This is a genomic window from Romboutsia timonensis, assembly GCF_900106845.1.
GTDB classification, from domain to species: domain Bacteria; phylum Bacillota; class Clostridia; order Peptostreptococcales; family Peptostreptococcaceae; genus Romboutsia; species Romboutsia timonensis.
Map to the genome: position 1 here is coordinate 1,694,445 of NZ_LT629850.1, position 16,683 is coordinate 1,711,127.

The following is a 16,683-nucleotide window of genomic DNA, read 5'->3' on the forward strand; positions in this document are numbered from 1 at the left end:
ACAATAATTAAAATTATAACATATTTTTCCCTTTTTTTCATTTTTAGATATAAAATTAACATAAAAATTCGCTTCGCTCATGTCGCCAACGACTTCGTCCGTTGCTCGAGCCACTGCGTGGGCGAAGCATTTCAAAATCTTTTTTACGCTCAAAACCAGTTTATTGATATTACTTACATTCAGAAGTTATCCACATTTTTTTAAATATTATAATATCCTTAAGCGTAAAAAAGTTATGAGAAGATATCTTCTCATAACTTTTACATTTTTTAATAAAATTTACTTTTTAAAATACCTACTGCACAACCAATTATTCTTACATCATCTATTGGCATTACAATTGGTTCGTACTTATTATTTTCTGGAGATAATATAGCATATTTTCCGTCTATATTTATTCTTTTTATCGTTGCATATCCATCTATATCGACAGCAACTATTTCTCCATTATATACTGCATCTTGCTTTTTTATAACGACTAAATCACTATCATGTATGTTGGCATTTATCATACTATCTCCATTTATCTTTAGCATAAATGTATCTTTTGATGATTTTACTAACCAACTTGGAAGATAAAAGTTCCCTTCTATTTCGTCATTTATATAAATTGGCATACCTGCTGCTATTTCACTATATACAGGTATTTTAGTAACATCTTCTTCTATTTCATTATCTTCAAATATTATTTCTTCTATTTTACTAGGGTCTCTTTGAAAATTAATTTTTCTTCCCTTTTTTAAATCTATATACTCATAACTTTCAATAAATAATGAAAGTTCCATTTGAAAACTTTTCATCTATTAATCCCCTTTCTTAAATTTATTTATACCTATTTATTTATCTATTTAAACATATATCATAATCAAATTCTTATTATATACATATTAATACTTCTATTATACCTATAAATACATTTTCTGTGGTAATTTATTTATATTTGATCAAGGATATATCGTTGGCAAAATGAAGTGTTTCGCCGACACGTCGCTCAAACAAAGCGAATTTTTTATAAATAATTATTAATATGATTAAAAATATCACCTTTGGTGTATATACCATATGTAGTGTTTAAACTGCAAACAAACTACTATATATAGTTTTAAAATAACTTGACAAAAGGTGGATTAATATGAATTGGATAAAATTGAATAATCAAGTAATAATTAAGGATAATGAGGGTAAGTATCAACTAGATAAAGATAAAGAAGCTTTAAATAGTTATTTAGATGAATATATTTCTCCAAAGATAAAAAAATTTAATAATTTAGAAGAAAAATTGCAATATTTAATAGAAAATGAATACTATTGCAAAGATACATTAAATAAATATAGCTTAAGCTTTATAACAAATTTATTTGACTTTATAAAAAAACATAATTTTGAATTTAAGTCTTATATGAGTGCAAACAAATTCTACCAAAATTATGCATTAAAAACTAATGACGGTAAAGAAATATTAGAAACTTATAATGATAAAGTATTAATAGTATCTTTAGCATTAGCTGATGGTGATGAGAGCTTTGCATTTGATTTAGCTGAAAAATTAATAAAACAAGAGTTTCAACCTGCTACTCCAACATTTTTAAATGCTGGTAGAAAAAGATCTGGTGAATTAGTTTCATGCTTTTTATTATCTGTAGAAGATAGTACAGAAGGTATATCTTATGCAATTTCATCAGCAAACCATTTATCTAAAATAGGTGGCGGTGTTGCTTTAAACCTTTCAAGATTAAGAGCATCAAACGAACCTATCAAAAATATTGAAGGAGCTGCTGGTGGTGTAGTTGGTGTAGCTAAAATGTTAGAACAATCATTTTCATATTTTAATCAAATGGGTGCTAGGCAAGGTGCTGGAGCTGTTTATTTATCAGTATTTCATCCTGATTTTGAACTTTTGATGGATACTAAAAAAATAAATGCAGACGAAAAAATAAGACTAGCTTCTCTTTCATTAGGTGCCATTATTCCTGATAAGTTTATGGAACTTGCTGAAAAAAATGAAAAAGCTTATGCCTTTTATCCTCATTCTGTATATAAAAAGTATGGTATCAACTTTGATGATATTGATATTAATGAGTGGTATGATAAATTAGTAAATGATAATGATATACGAAAAAAAGAAATAAATCCAAGACAAATGTTAACTAAAATAGCTCAAATGCAACAAGAAAGTGGATATCCATATGTTGTATTTTTAGATACTGCAAATAAAGAACATACTTTAAAGGATGTTGGAAGAATAAAAATGTCAAATTTATGTTGTGAAATATTCCAATATCAAACTCCATCAGATATTAATGGGTACTGTGGTAACAATAATTGGGGCCAAGATATAAGTTGTAATTTAGGCTCTTTAAATATAGCAAATGTTATGGATAATAAAGATATAGAAAGAACTGTAAAAACTTCTATTCGTGCATTATCATTTGTATCTGATAAAACTAGTATAGATAAAGTTCCAACTGTTAAAAATGGAAATGATTCTTCTCATTCTATTGGATTAGGTGCTATGAATTTACATGGGTACTTAATGAGAGAAAATATATTATATACATCTGATGAAGCTATAGATTTTTCAAATGTATTTTTCGCTATAATAAGATACTACTCTATAAAAGCATCTATGGAATTAGCTATAGATAAAAATGTTAAATTTAAAGGCTTTGAGAAATCTGAATATGCAAAAGGAAATAAAAGTAAAGTTCTTTCAAAATATTATAATGAATCTTTCTTACCAAAAACAGAAAAAGTATCTAAATTATTTGAAGGTATATATATTCCAACTAATAAGGATTGGGCCGACCTTTTAGATAAAGTTAAAATAAATGGTTTATATAATGCTTACTTATTAGCCATTGCTCCTACTCAAAGTATTAGTTATGTTCAAAATGCAACTTCAAGTATAATGCCTATTATGGAACCTGTTGAAGTTAGAACTTATGGTGATTCAACTACTATATACCCTATGCCATTTTTAACTAATGAAAATATGCTATACTATCAATCAGCATATAGAATGGATATGAGAAAGGTTATAGACTTAGTAGCTACTGTTCAAAAACATGTTGACCAAGGTATATCTACAACATTATTTGTCACAGATGATAAAACAACTAGAGATATAGCAAGGTATTATATATATGCATATAAAAAAGGTCTTAAAAGTTTGTATTATACAAGAACTAAAATGACTAGAGAGAATAATGAATGTTTAAGTTGTTCAGTTTAAGGGGGTAAAATATTATGACATTTAATTTAAAAAGAATTCACAAGGCAGTTAACTGGAACAAAGAAGATGATGGCTTTACACAAGCGTTTTGGGAACAAAATGTTAAGCAGTTTTGGCTTCCCGAAGAAATATCTGTATCTAAAGACTTAAAATGTTGGAGTATGCTAAGTGAAAAAGAAAAAGAATTATATAAAAAGGTATTGGCAGGGCTTACATTATTAGATACAAACCAAGGAAATAATGGAGTACCATCTATGATGAATTTAACAGAAAACTTACAAAGAAAAGCTGTTTTATCATTTATGGGTACAATGGAAGAAATTCATGCAAAGAGTTATTCATCAATATTTATGACATTACTTTCTAATGATCAAATAGATGAATTATTCAATTGGATAGAAAATGAACCAACTTTACAGAGAAAAGCTGATTTAATATTAGCTCAATATGAAAATACTAATGACAATGAAAGCTTATATCTTTCTATGGTAACTAGTGTATTTTTAGAAAGTTTCTTATTTTACTCTGGATTTTTCTATCCTCTATACTTAGCAGGACAAGGAAAAATGGTTGCTAGTGGTGAGATAATATCCTTAATACTTAGAGATGAGTCTTTACATGGCAAATATATTGGACTTTTGGCTCAAGAATTATTTAATTCTTTTGATAAATATAAAAAAAGTGAATTAAAAAATAAAGCTTATTCTATATTTGAAAGTCTTATGGAAAATGAAATTAACTATACTAAGACGATTTATGATGGAACTGGTTTTACTAATGAAGTTATAAACTTCTTAAAGTACAATGCTAATAGAGCTTTAGAAAACTTAGGCTTTGAAAGCTATTATGAAGTTTCAGATATAAATCCAATAGTTTTAAATGGTTTAAGTACAGAAACTAAATCTCATGACTTCTTCTCTACTAAAGGTAATGGATATCAAAAAGGTATTTATGAAGAGTTAGAAGATGAAGATTTTATAATATAAATTACATTAGATAAATAAAAATCCTAAAGATTTACAATAAATCTTTAGGATTCTTATTTTATCTGTATTATAAAAATTAAATAAGCTAATGATTCTATTATATTATTATATCCCTACTTGTTGTTTTTTAACCATGTTATAGCACTGTGAGCATGTATAGCAGCTCCAGTTGGTAATATATCTTCATTGAATACTACTTTTGAGTTATGCATTGGAACACCGAATTCTTCATTTTCATTCTTAGCTCCAGCACCTAATATGATGTATAAGCTTGGCACTTCATATGAATAAGATGCGAAGTCCTCAGAACCCATTCCGCCACCTTCAAATACGAATACTCCTCTTTCACTTACTATGTCTTTTACATATCCAGTGATTTCGTTTAATAAGTCGTTATCATTAGTTAATGGTGGTACAGAAGATAATTCTATTAATTCAGCTTCTCCTCTGTGAGCTTTAGCAGTAGCAGTAACTATTTCGTTCATTCTTGCTATTACCATATCTCCCATTTCTTTATCTAAGTATCTGAATGTTCCTTCCATAACAACTTCTCCAGGTATTATGTTAGGAGCATCTCCACCTACAAATTTACCTATAGTTATAACAGCTGGTTTTATAGCAGGTATTTCTCTTGTTAATATACTTTGAAGACCTGAATATATGTGGTGAGCTATGAATATTGGGTCTACTCCTGTTTCAGGCATAGCTCCGTGACATCCAACTCCTTTAACAACTATTCTAAATCTGAAACATCCTCCTATACTAGTACCTTTACCAGCTACTACTAAGTTAGATGGTGTTCCTGAATTTACGTGCATAGCCATTGCTGCATCTACTTTAGGATTTTGTAATACCCCAGCTTCTATCATAGCTTTTGCTCCAGTGAATCCTTCTTCATCTGGTTGGAATACTAATTTAACTGTTCCTTCTATTTGGTCTTGGTTTTGCTTTAATAATTTAGCAGCTCCAAGTAACATAGCACTGTGCATGTCATGTCCACATGAATGCATATTTCCGTTTTTAGCAGCAAAATCACAAACTGTTGTTTCTTCCATTGGAAGTGCATCCATATCAGCTCTTAATAAGAAAGTTTTTCCTGGTTTTGGTCCTGATATAGTAGCTACTATACCACTTTCACATATTTCTTGTGGTTCATAACCAAATTCTTTTAACTTATCCATAACAAATTTCTTTGTCATTGGTAATTCAGTACCAACTTCTGGATTAGCATGAATTGTTCTTCTATATGATACTATATCATCTTTTATAGCTATTGCTTGTTCCATTATTTTGTTCATAACTATACCTCATTCATTACTTGATTATTTTATACAACGTTTAATATATTTATTTCTTACCTATTTATATATACCTATTTATATATTAATCACTTTATATATTAATCCTATTTTAAAATATTAACGTAAAATATTAAAGTTCAAATTTCTTCGTCATATTTCATATAAGTCATATAAGTCATATTCAATATAATAATAACAAATGTAGACATATATAGTCAACATTTGTTATTTTTTAAATTTTGTTATTTTTTAAATAATGAATTATATTGAATTTTTTTGTAGGTTTTTGATTGTTTTTGAAGAAATTTATTGACTTTTTACCCCTTATAGTATTACAATTTATAACATAATGCTACAATTGATATATTTTATTTCTTACTATGTATAACTAGATAAAAATAATCATATTCATATAAGTTCTAAGTCAAATTTTAAATAGTTATTAGTATAGGAGAAAAAAATGGATTTAGTTTTAATACAATTAGAACACCTTATAACAAAAACTTCTGATGTTATATGGCCTGTGTTCGTACCGTTTATGTTAATATTAGGTGCATATATGGCATTTACAACTATATTCAAAATACAACCTAAATTAACAAAACCATCAAAATTAAAATTTAAAAACATGATAGGACCTGCTTCAATATCATTAGGAGCAATGGTTGGGACAGGAGCTATAGTAGGAGTTCTTGGAGCATTATCTAAATTATATGGTGGAGGACAACATCATGTAGAAGCTATAGTTGCTTGGGCTTTAATAGGAGCATGTGTAATGATACCTGTTTCTTATTCTGAGACTGTAAACTCAAAAATAATGAAGCAAGGTCCAAGAGAATATATATCTAACTTAATAAGTCCTAAGTTAGGATTATTCTATGGATTAGCAATGGTTGCTTTAATGGTATTTGGGTTTGGTGGATTCCAATTCAGCGGAATAGACTCTGTATTTACAATAGTAGCTTCTCAATTCATGGGCGTTGAACTTACTTTAGTTCAAAGATATATGTTTATAGTAATACCTGTAATAGCTATAGTAGCACTTGTTGTATTATCTAAAAAAGACGACATATTCATGAACGCTATGACTTACATGATAGGAACAGCTTTAGCTGGATACTTATTATTTGCTGCTATATTTATAGGAAAAACTGCTGGTTATATACCAACTTACTTCTCTGGATTAATAGAAGGAATGATGAACCCTGTAACTGCTATGGCAGGTGTACCTCTAGGATTTGTTTTAGGTATGCAAAAAGTTTTACAAACTGTTGAAACTGGACTTGGATGTTTAGCAATGTCTGCTCAACAATCTGATTCTGAGCCAAGAGAAGCTGGTATGATATCTTTAATACCAAGTATAATGACTTTATTCATAGCTATATTTATAACTTCTTATATAGCAAGTTATGGTATAGATGCAGGAATAATAGACTATAGTACTCCAAATGACGCTATTTACAGATTATCTACTTTCTTCCAAACAGCATCTAGTGTTACAGGAACATTTGGTTTAGTAGTAATGTCATTATTCACAGTATTATCTGCAATGACTACTATATTAGGTTCATACTACTATTTAAGAAAATTATTCAAAAACAACGCTGTTAATAAAAATATCGTTATATACTTAACTTTAATAGTATCAGCTGGAACATTAGCTATATTTGGAGCTAACGTTGTATTTGAAGCAGTTGACTTATTATTATTCGTATGTTCAGGTATAAATTTAATAGCTTTAACTGTATTTGCTTACAAAACAAATAAAGCTATAAAGAATGGCGAAGTTAAAGATGTTAATAAAGCTGCTTAATAAAAAGGCTGCTTAATAATGATTCGTACAAGTTATTTTATATTACTTGTACGAATCATATAAATTTTTTTTAAGGAGAAATTATAAAAATGACTAATTCTATTAACAAGAGAAAATTCTCAAATGCATGGCTAATAGTAGTTGCATGTATGCTTATTCAAGCAATACCATTTGGTGTAGCATCAAATATACATCCTCAATTCTTAAAGCCTATAATGGATACAGAAGGATTTGGATTAGGTGCGATATCACTGATGTTTACATTTGGGACAATAATATCTGCATTATTCTCTCCAACAATTGGAAAGTTATTCAATAAATTCCCAGCTAAAATAATATTTACTGTAGGTGCAATAGTATCAGCAAGTGGAATATTTATGTTAAGTATAGCAGGGAAACAAATCGTATTATTCTATCTTGGGTATGGAATAGCTCAAGTAGGAGCTGCTACAATGTCATCTATAGGGATACCAGTTATAATGATGTCTTGGTTTGATGATAGTTTAAGAGGTAAAGCTACAGGTCTAGCATTTGCTGGAAGTGGTTTAGGTAATATATTCTTACAACAATTCTCAGTAAACTGGATAGCTCAATATGGATATGCTGCTGCGTATCAAAGATTTGCATTATTATCACTAGTAGTTGGGTTAGCAGTATCTTTACTATTCATTAGAACTGCAAAGGATAATTCTGAAGTTGCAGTAGGAAAAAATAAAGAAGTAAACACTAATACAGAAGAAAAAGTTGAATCAAAAGAAGGATATACGCTTGCAGAAGCTACAAAAATGAAGGCATACTGGATATTTGCTATAGCATTCGCATTCATAGGGATATATGTATCAGCTTTAGCTACTCAATATTCAGCATTCTTAGGTTCTAAGGGATTTGATAAAGCAGTTTTAGGAACAGTAGGATCAATATTTGCCGCATGTTCTTTATTCGGAAACTTATTAGGAGGAACTTTCTACGATAAGTTTGGAACTACTAAAACTACAGTAATAGGATTTGTTTTAGCTTTAGTAGCTTGTTTATCACTAATGCTTGCTCCACAAATACCAGCTTTAGCATATGTATATGGAGTTTCTAAAGGAGTGTCAGTATTTGCTTACATCTTAGCGCCATCAATGTTAGTTGGGGCTTTATTCGGAAGGAAAGATTTTGGAGCTATATTAGGTATAACTCAAGTATTCTTTGCTTTAGGATTTGCTTTCGGATCATTCGTATTCGGAGTTATAGTTGATAAAGCTGGATACATGATAGCTTGGTCATTCATATTAGTTGCTATATTGGTTGCTTACTCAATGTTATTAGTAGCTATAAAAGCTATGAGCAAAGCAAAGAAAGAAAATTTAGCTAACTTTGATTCTAATGAAATGAAAAAAGCTAACTAAAAATATATTTATATTATAAAAAAGCGTAGATTTTATCTACGCTTTTTTATTGTTTTAATACAAAATATAATCTATTTATTATTTTTTAACCACATTATAGCACTATACGCATGTACAGCAGCTCCTGTAGGTAATATATCTTCATTAAATACAACATGTTGATTATGCATTGGTGCTCCAAATAAATCATTTTCTTGTTTTGAACCTGCACCTAACATAATATATAAACTTGGAACTTCATATGAATAAGAGGCAAAGTCTTCTGATCCCATTCCTCCACCGTTAAATAACACAACTGCTTTTTCTCCTACTATATCTTTCATATAGTTAGTAACTTCATGAGCTAGTTTATCATCATTAGTTAGTGGAGGTACTGAAGATAACTCTATTAACTCTGCTTCTCCTCTAAACAATTTAGCAGTAGATGTAATTATATCATTCATTCTTTCAACTATAAATTCTCCAACTTCTTTATCTAAGAATCTTACTGTACCTTCCATAATAACTTCTGATGGTATTATATTAGGAGCATCTCCACCTGCAAATTTTCCTATTGTTATAACAGCAGGTTTTGTAGCTGTTACTTCTCTACTTGTTATTTCTTGTAGTGATAAATATATATGTGTTGCTATATTTATTGGGTCTACTCCTAATTCTGGCATAGCTCCATGACATCCTGTACCTTTTACTGCTATTCTAAATCTATAACATCCACCTATACTAGTTCCTAATCCACATAATATTAAGTTTGAAGGTGTGCCAGAATGTACATGCATTGCCATTGCTGCATCAACATCTGGATTTTTAAGAACTCCTGCTTTTATCATTTTCTTAGCACCAGTAAATCCTTCTTCATCTGGTTGGAACACTAATTTAACTGTACCTTCTATTTCATTTTGATTTTGTTTTAATAGTTTTGCAGCACCTAAAAGCATAGCTGTATGCATATCATGACCACATGAATGCATAGAACCATTATTTGATTTAAAATCAAGACCAGTAGCTTCTGCCATTGGTAAGGCATCCATATCTGCTCTTAGTAAGAAAGTCTTCCCTGGTTTGCTTCCTTCAATTGTAGCAACTATACCACTTTCACATATTTCCTTAGGTTCATATCCAAATTCTCTTAACTTATCCATAACATATGCTTTTGTTTTAGGTAATTCAGTTCCAACCTCAGGGTTATTGTGAATAGTTCTTCTATAAGATATAATCTCATCTTTCATCGCTATAGCTTGTTCTAAAAGTTTATTCATAATACTACCTCACTTATTTCTTAATTTACTTTATTTTTAACCTATATAAATACATTAATTCACATAATATATTTTTTCTTATCAACTATATTTTGTATAATATTAAAAAAAATATCCGCTCAGATAAAAATATATTAATAATATTACTTTTGAATTTAATATGTACTTTTACCAATGCATTTATTAACTAATATAGGACATAATATATAAATCATTAATATTCATATATTAAAAGGTGAATTTTATGAAAAGTAGCAATAAGACAAAACAAAAAACTCCTCCTTGGGAAAATCCTATCTTTTTAACGATAATGACCTTTGTTGGAGGTTATATGAATGGATATACCTATATTACTAGAAATAATATATTAGCAAATATGCACACTGCTAATATGTCTAAATTAGGAATTAATATTGCACTTGGTAATTGGCAAGAAGCATTAAGATACTTTATTCCTATTGTTGCTTGTATATTAGGTGCTGTATTTAGTGAATTAGTAAAATCTATGATTATAAAATGTAAATACATTGGAGATTGGAGAAAAATAGCTTTAGTTATAGAATCAATTGGATTATTTTTTATTGGTTTAATTCCAACTTTTTTTCCAGATATTTTTGTTACTAATCTAGTTTCTTTTTTTATGGGATATCAGTTGTGTTTATTTAAAGAATGTCTTGGAATTGGGTTTAATACAACTATATGTACTGGAAATATTAGAAATGTTGGTCTATTACTATATAATGTATTAGATGAAAAAAGTAAAAATTCTATTAAAAAGCTCCTTACTTTCACAATTCTTACTTTTTCTTTTGCAGTGGGTGCCATTCCTGGAACTCTAGTATCTCTTGCTATAAGTACTAAAGCTGTTTGGATTTGTAGTTTTATATTATTAATACAATCATTTTGGATAAATAGCTATGAAAATAAAAACTGCCTCAAATAAATATTTGAGGCAGCTATAATATATTATTTTAAAAATTTAACAACAACATTACTTACTATTATATATCTAAATCTAGGCTACATTCATCTCCTACTTTGACAATTCCACCATTTAAAACTTTAGTAAATATACCATTCTTAGGCATTATACATTCTCCAACTTGATAATATATCTGACATTTATCATGACATTTTTTACCTATTTGAGTAACTTCTAATAATACATCCCCTATTTTTATTTTTTGACCTATAGAAAGTGTATTTAATTCAATGCCTTCTATTACTAGATTTTCTCCAAAAGCACCAAAGTCTACATTTGCACCTTTTTTTCTAAATTCATCTATTTTATTAAATTCTAATAAACTAACTTGTCTATGCCATTTACCTGCATGTGCATCATTTTCTATACCAAAGTCTTCTATAAATTTAGCTTCATTTATTTCATTTTTTAATGTTCCTTTTTTCTCACTTATGCAAATAGCTAATACTTTCCCCATGTATCTATCCTCCGATTTGGTTCATATATTTATTTTCTTTATTGTCACAGTCCTCCATAAAAAGATGCTCTTGAGGTTTATCATAAATATTTGAATAAATTAACTCATTTAAATCTTTATCACTTATGTTACTTCGTATATGTTTTTTTAAATCTACTCCATAATTATAATGTAAACATTTTTTTAAAAATCCAGTAGAAGTTAATCTTATTCTATTGCAGTCCTCACAAAAACAACTTGATATTGGGCTTATAAATCCTATTTTTCCTTTATAGTTATCTATTCTTATATATTTTGCAGGCCCACTTCTTTTACTTTTATTTTCGACTTTAATATTTTTAAAATTTTTATTTATTATTTGATTTATTTCTTCATTGCTTGTACCTTTATAGTTTTTTGCTGCACCTATTGGCATAAGTTCAATAAATCTAATATCTAAATTTTTATCTTTTGTTAAGTTTACAAAATCTATTATTTCATCTTTATTTATATCATCAACAATAACTGTATTTATCTTTACTTTAAGACCTAGTTCTAATGCCTTATCTATAGAAAGTAATACATCTTGTAATTTATCAAACTTAGTAAGCTTTTTAAATCTGTCTTTATTTAAAGAATCTAAACTTATATTTACTCCGGTTAATCCATTTTTCTTAAGATCTTCTATTTTAGTATGTAATAATACACCATTTGTTGTTATATATATCTCTTCCATTCCATTAATACATTTTAGTTTATATATTAAACTTTCTATATTTTTTCGAACTAAAGGTTCTCCTCCTGTAATTCTTATTTTTTTAATACCTAGTCTTTCACATTCTGTTGCAATTTTTACAATTTCATCATCTGTTAAAATATCATTGTTACAGGAATTTAGTATGTTATTTTCATCAATACAATATATACACTTTAAATTACAATTTTCCGTGACAGAAATCCTAAGATAGTCTATTTTTCTTCCAAATTTGTCTATCATAACTTTAGTGGCTACTCAAAAAAGTTAAATTCTCCACTTTTACCTCCTGTTTTATTTAATAAAAATGTATTTTCAATGACCATTTTTTTATCTATTGCCTTACACATATCATAAATTGTTAATGCACATACACTTACTGCTGTTAAAGCTTCCATTTCTACACCTGTTTTGCCTACAATTTTTACCGTAGCTAATATTTTTATATTACTATTAATTTCATCTATTTCATAATCTATATTACAACTTGTAAGCATTAATGGATGGCACATTGGTATTAAGTCAGATGTTTTTTTAGCCGCCATTATACCAGCTACTCTAGCTACACCTAATACATCACCTTTTCCTATTTGGTTATTTTTTATGCACTCTAGTGTTTCCTTACTTAGAGAAATACTAGAACAAGCAGTTGCTATTCTTTCTGTCTCATTTTTTTGTGATACATCTACCATTACTGCATTCCCATTTTTATCAAAATGTGTTAACTTGTTCATATTTAATTTCCTCCTATTTACCAAATGAGCAATGTGGGAAAGAACATATTTCACAGTTTAAACACATTCCTCCATTACCAAATCTTGCTATATCTTCAAATGATAATTTTTCATCGGCTAAAATCCTTGGTAGTACTAAGTCAAATATAGTTCTTTTAGAATACATAGCACAACTAGGAACTCCAAGTATAGGTATGTTTTTATAATATGCTAATAAAAACATTGCTCCTGGTAAAACCGGTGCACCATAAGTTACAATTTCTCCATTACAATCTTTTATTGCTGATGGTGTAACATCATCTGGATCTACTGACATACCTCCAGTACAAATTATCATATCTACTTTATCTTCTTCTATGGCTTTTAATATATTTTCTGTTATCATTTCTTTATTATCTGGAAGAATTACTTGCTTAACAATTTCACTTCCATAATACTCTAACTTTTCTTTCATAACTGGTAAGAATGCATCTTTTATTCTTCCTTTATAAACTTCATTACCAGTAGTTATAAGTACAGCTTTTTTAGGTTTTATTTCTTCTACACTTATTATTTTTTCTTTTATGATTTTTTCAGCTTCTAAGATTTTTTTCTCATCTATTATTAAAGGAATAACTCTTGTTGCTCCTATTTTTTCACCTTTTTTTACTGGAGTATTGTTGTGTATAGTAGATACTATTATTTCTCCTAGTAAATTAAGCTTTAAAAGTAAGTCTTTATTTATTTTTACTATTCCTTGAGTATTTGCAAAGAAATCTATTTTACCTTCTTTTATTTCCTCTGATATATAACACCCTTGTCCTAATACTAAGTCTTTTACCCTTATTGCAGCATCATTTTCGTGAAGTTGCCCTTTTTTAGGTTCCCAAACATATATATGTTCCTTACCTATATCTAAAAGCTTAGGTATATCTTCTTCTCTTATTACATGACCTTTTTTAAATAACCTTCCTTTAAATTCTCCTGGAACTATTTTGGTAACATCATGAGATAAAATGCAACCTACAGAATCTTCAATTCTTATTTGTTTCATATTCTACTCTCCTAAATTTTGTCTTTATTCAAATTGTGATAAATAATTATAAGGAATATTGATATACTAAGTATAACAAATAATATAATTATAGTAGTTTTCGTTTGATTTGCTTCTATTGCATTATACATTGCCATTGGTAGAGTTTGTGTTTTTCCAGGTATATTTCCTGCTACTAAAATAGTTGCTCCAAACTCTCCTAGTGATCTTGCAAATGATAATAATATTCCACTATAAATTCCATTTTTACATAAAGGCAATATTATCTTAGTAAATATTTTAAAATCACTTGCTCCATCTAATTTACTTGCATTAATTATATCTTGGTCTATAGCAAAAATAGATGTTTTTATACTTTGATACATAAGAGGCAAAGTTACTATAACAGATGCTATAATACAAGCTTGTATTGTAAAAATTATTCTTATATTAAAATATTTTTCTAAAATTACACCTATAAAACTATTTTTCCCTAAGGTTATTAGTATAATATACCCTATGGCTGATGGTGGTATAAACATAGGTAAAAGTATTAATATATCCATAATACTTTTCTTTTTATTTTTTTTATAACTGTTAAAGTATATAAAGGTTATAGATATAAAAAAAGTAATTAAAACAGATATTAATGAAACTTTTATAGATGTAATAGTTGAGTTAACTATAATATTATTCATTAATTAAAAATCCGTACTCTCTTAAAATTTCCTTTGAATATTTAGAATTAATAAACTCAATTATTTTCTTCCCATCTTCACTACTGTTTATAGGCGCTAATGTATAATTTATATTTTCATGTAAATTTTTAGGAATTTCTAATACAACTTGACTACTTTTTAAGTCTAAAGAGTCACTTTTATAAACTATACCTAAATCTACTTCTGATGTTTCAACATAATTTTTAACTGCTGATACATCTTTACCATATACTAGTTTATCTTTTATTTCATTAAATATATTTAGCTTCTCTAAAGATTCTTTTGCGTATTGTCCCGCTGGAACTGTATCAATTTGACCTATGGCCATAGTTATATCATATTTTAATAAATCTTTTAAACTTTTTATATCATATTTACATTTATCACTTTTAATTAATACTAATGAATTACTTATTGGAACATTTATTTCATCTTCCTTTACCATATTTTTTTCTACTAATTCATCCATAAATTTTTCATTAGCAGAAAAATAAGCACATACATCTGCTCCATTTTCAATTTGACTTTTTAAAGTTCCAGATCCTCCAAAGTTTATATTAACTTTTACATTATTTTCATTTTCATATTCTTTAATTATTTCATTAATTGGATTTAAAAGACTTGTAGCCACACTTATAGTTAACTCATTTTGTGATGATTTATTGCATCCAGTAAGTGCTAAAACACAAAGTATGACACTTAATAGTTTTATTTTCTTGCGCATTCTTTTGCCTCCCCAAGCAATATTTCAATTCCATGTTTTACATCGTCTAGTACAAAATCTAGTGCTTCTTTACATGCTTTAGGGCTTCCTGGTAAGTTAATTATTAGTGTATTTTGTCTAATTCCTGAGGTTGCTCTTGATAGCATAGCTCTTTTTGTAATTTGTAGACTATAAAATCTTATAGCTTCAACAATACCTAAGGCCTCTCTTTCTATTACAGATTTTGTTGCTTCTGGAGTTATATCTCTTTTAGAAAATCCTGTTCCACCTGTTGTTAAAAGTAAGTTTACATTTAAATTGTCACACATATTTATCATTTCTTTTTCTAGTAAATCTTTTTCATCTGGTAAAACTACTTTTTTTATAACTTTAAATCCATTTTGACTTACTATTTCTTCAATTACTTGTCCGCTTTTATCTTCTCTTTCTCCCCTGTAACCTTTATCGCTACTTGTTATAATTCCTACTGTAAACATTATTTACCTCCATGATGTCGACTTTAATAAATGCATATTAATTTTAGTTATAATTTATATAAAATATTATTTTATTTTATTTTTTCTATGAGTTAAACTTCCATTATTTTTAACTAATAGTATCTCTGCCATTATTCCAAATGCTATTTCATCAACACTATTAGATGAAATATTTATGCCAACAGGTGCATATACACTTTCTAATTTTTCTATATTTATATTTTCATTTATTAAAGTTTCTTTAACTTTAATCCATTTTTTCATACTCCCTATCATACCAATATACATTGGATTTCTATCTATTACACTTCTTAAACTAATTAAATCTCCTTCATAACCTCTAGTAGCTATAACTATATATGTATTATCATTAATAGATATATTTTTAATTATATTAGGTATATCTCCGCTATAAACTTCATCAACATTTTCAAATCTTTGTTCATTTGCAAATTCTTCTCTATCATCTATTACTATTGTATAAAAATCTAAATTCTTAGCAATTTTAAAAAGTGCTAGACCTATATGACCTCCACCTATGATTATAAGTTTAGGTTTTGGTTTAAATACTTTTATATATCCAAATGCAGTTCCTCCACATTGCATACCTAAATTCCCATTGTCGTTTAAACTATACTCAAAGTTATAATCTTCTCCACTTTTTAGGCACTCAACGCATTTATTTAGAACTTTATGTTCTATCATTCCTCCACCAACACTTCCTATAGTATTCCCATTTTGAAATACCGCCATAGTTGCTCCCATTTTTCCTGGTGTTGATCCAATTGTTTTGGTTATTGTTGCTAAAGCTACTTTGTATCCATTTTTAACTTGGTTGTAAATTTCTTTTAATATTGTTTCGTCCAT

The 16,683-nt window shown here is 28.0% G+C and carries 16 protein-coding genes; 5 read left to right on the forward strand and 11 right to left on the reverse strand.

Translation table 11 applies throughout. From position 1 onward, the window contains the following. Positions 1 to 269: 269 nt before the first annotated feature. On the reverse strand, positions 270 to 800 hold the full coding sequence (gene lexA, locus BN7997_RS10655; RefSeq protein ID WP_071120762.1) for a transcriptional repressor LexA: 531 nt from the start codon (positions 798 to 800) through the stop codon (positions 270 to 272). 332 nt (positions 801 to 1,132) lie between these two features. On the opposite strand from lexA, the gene nrdE reads away from it, so the two are divergent. Then, complete coding sequence (gene nrdE / locus BN7997_RS10660) at positions 1,133 to 3,232, forward strand: class 1b ribonucleoside-diphosphate reductase subunit alpha (RefSeq protein WP_071120763.1); 2,100 nt, start codon at positions 1,133 to 1,135, stop codon at positions 3,230 to 3,232. Positions 3,233 to 3,246: 14 nt separating this feature from the next. Continuing rightward, entirely contained in the window at positions 3,247 to 4,218 is a 972-nt protein-coding gene (nrdF, locus tag BN7997_RS10665) for a class 1b ribonucleoside-diphosphate reductase subunit beta (RefSeq protein ID WP_071120764.1), read from the forward strand. A gap of 113 nt (positions 4,219 to 4,331) precedes the next feature. On the opposite strand, the gene BN7997_RS10670 is transcribed toward nrdF, so the two are convergent. Beyond that, on the reverse strand, positions 4,332 to 5,516 hold the full coding sequence (locus tag BN7997_RS10670; protein WP_071120765.1) for a M20 metallopeptidase family protein: 1,185 nt from the start codon (positions 5,514 to 5,516) through the stop codon (positions 4,332 to 4,334). 463 nt (positions 5,517 to 5,979) lie between these two features. Between BN7997_RS10670 and BN7997_RS10675 the strand changes: the two genes are divergently transcribed. Both BN7997_RS10675 and BN7997_RS10680 read left to right on the forward strand, forming a co-directional pair. Then, positions 5,980 to 7,332: an ACGS family protein gene (locus BN7997_RS10675; protein ID WP_071120766.1), complete on the forward strand. Its 1,353-nt coding sequence runs from the start codon at positions 5,980 to 5,982 to the stop codon at positions 7,330 to 7,332. Positions 7,333 to 7,421: 89 nt separating this feature from the next. After that, positions 7,422 to 8,723 carry a conjugated bile salt MFS transporter gene (locus BN7997_RS10680; protein WP_071120767.1) on the forward strand — a complete coding sequence of 434 codons (1,302 nt, stop codon included), beginning with the start codon at positions 7,422 to 7,424 and terminating at the stop codon, positions 8,721 to 8,723. Between the two features lie 71 nt (positions 8,724 to 8,794). Here the strand turns inward: BN7997_RS10680 and BN7997_RS10685 are convergent, their stop codons facing one another. Next, positions 8,795 to 9,979, reverse strand: a complete 1,185-nt coding sequence (locus tag BN7997_RS10685) for a M20 metallopeptidase family protein (RefSeq protein ID WP_071120768.1) — start codon at positions 9,977 to 9,979, stop codon at positions 8,795 to 8,797. A gap of 244 nt (positions 9,980 to 10,223) precedes the next feature. Between BN7997_RS10685 and BN7997_RS10690 the strand changes: the two genes are divergently transcribed. Further along, the gene (locus BN7997_RS10690) at positions 10,224 to 10,922 is read left to right on the forward strand and encodes a YoaK family protein (protein WP_071120769.1); all 699 of its coding nucleotides are present in this window, start codon (positions 10,224 to 10,226) and stop codon (positions 10,920 to 10,922) included. A 58-nt stretch (positions 10,923 to 10,980) separates the two neighbouring features. On the opposite strand, the gene BN7997_RS10695 is transcribed toward BN7997_RS10690, so the two are convergent. From BN7997_RS10695 to BN7997_RS10730, 8 genes are all read right to left on the reverse strand, one after another. Then, positions 10,981 to 11,418, reverse strand: coding sequence for an MOSC domain-containing protein (locus BN7997_RS10695; protein WP_071120770.1), 438 nt, complete (start codon positions 11,416 to 11,418; stop codon positions 10,981 to 10,983). Positions 11,419 to 11,422: 4 nt separating this feature from the next. Beyond that, a complete protein-coding gene (moaA, locus tag BN7997_RS10700) occupies positions 11,423 to 12,394 on the reverse strand; it encodes a GTP 3',8-cyclase MoaA (RefSeq protein WP_071120771.1) in 972 nt (323 codons plus the stop codon). Positions 12,395 to 12,405: 11 nt separating this feature from the next. After that, on the reverse strand, positions 12,406 to 12,885 hold the full coding sequence (moaC, locus tag BN7997_RS10705; protein ID WP_071120772.1) for a cyclic pyranopterin monophosphate synthase MoaC: 480 nt from the start codon (positions 12,883 to 12,885) through the stop codon (positions 12,406 to 12,408). Positions 12,886 to 12,898: 13 nt separating this feature from the next. Then, the gene (locus BN7997_RS10710) at positions 12,899 to 13,918 is read right to left on the reverse strand and encodes a molybdopterin-binding protein (protein ID WP_071120773.1); all 1,020 of its coding nucleotides are present in this window, start codon (positions 13,916 to 13,918) and stop codon (positions 12,899 to 12,901) included. 11 nt (positions 13,919 to 13,929) lie between these two features. Beyond that, complete coding sequence (gene modB, locus BN7997_RS10715) at positions 13,930 to 14,595, reverse strand: molybdate ABC transporter permease subunit (protein ID WP_071120774.1); 666 nt, start codon at positions 14,593 to 14,595, stop codon at positions 13,930 to 13,932. Further along, a complete protein-coding gene (gene modA, locus BN7997_RS10720) occupies positions 14,588 to 15,340 on the reverse strand; it encodes a molybdate ABC transporter substrate-binding protein (protein WP_071120775.1) in 753 nt (250 codons plus the stop codon). Before modA ends, modB begins: the two co-directional genes overlap by 8 nt. Beyond that, positions 15,325 to 15,816 (reverse strand): MogA/MoaB family molybdenum cofactor biosynthesis protein, encoded by a 492-nt coding sequence (locus BN7997_RS10725; protein ID WP_071120776.1) that lies wholly within the window; start codon positions 15,814 to 15,816, stop codon positions 15,325 to 15,327. The genes modA and BN7997_RS10725 overlap by 16 nt, the downstream gene beginning before the upstream one ends. A 66-nt stretch (positions 15,817 to 15,882) precedes the next feature. After that, positions 15,883 to 16,683 (reverse strand): XdhC family protein, encoded by an 801-nt coding sequence (locus BN7997_RS10730; protein ID WP_071120777.1) that lies wholly within the window; start codon positions 16,681 to 16,683, stop codon positions 15,883 to 15,885.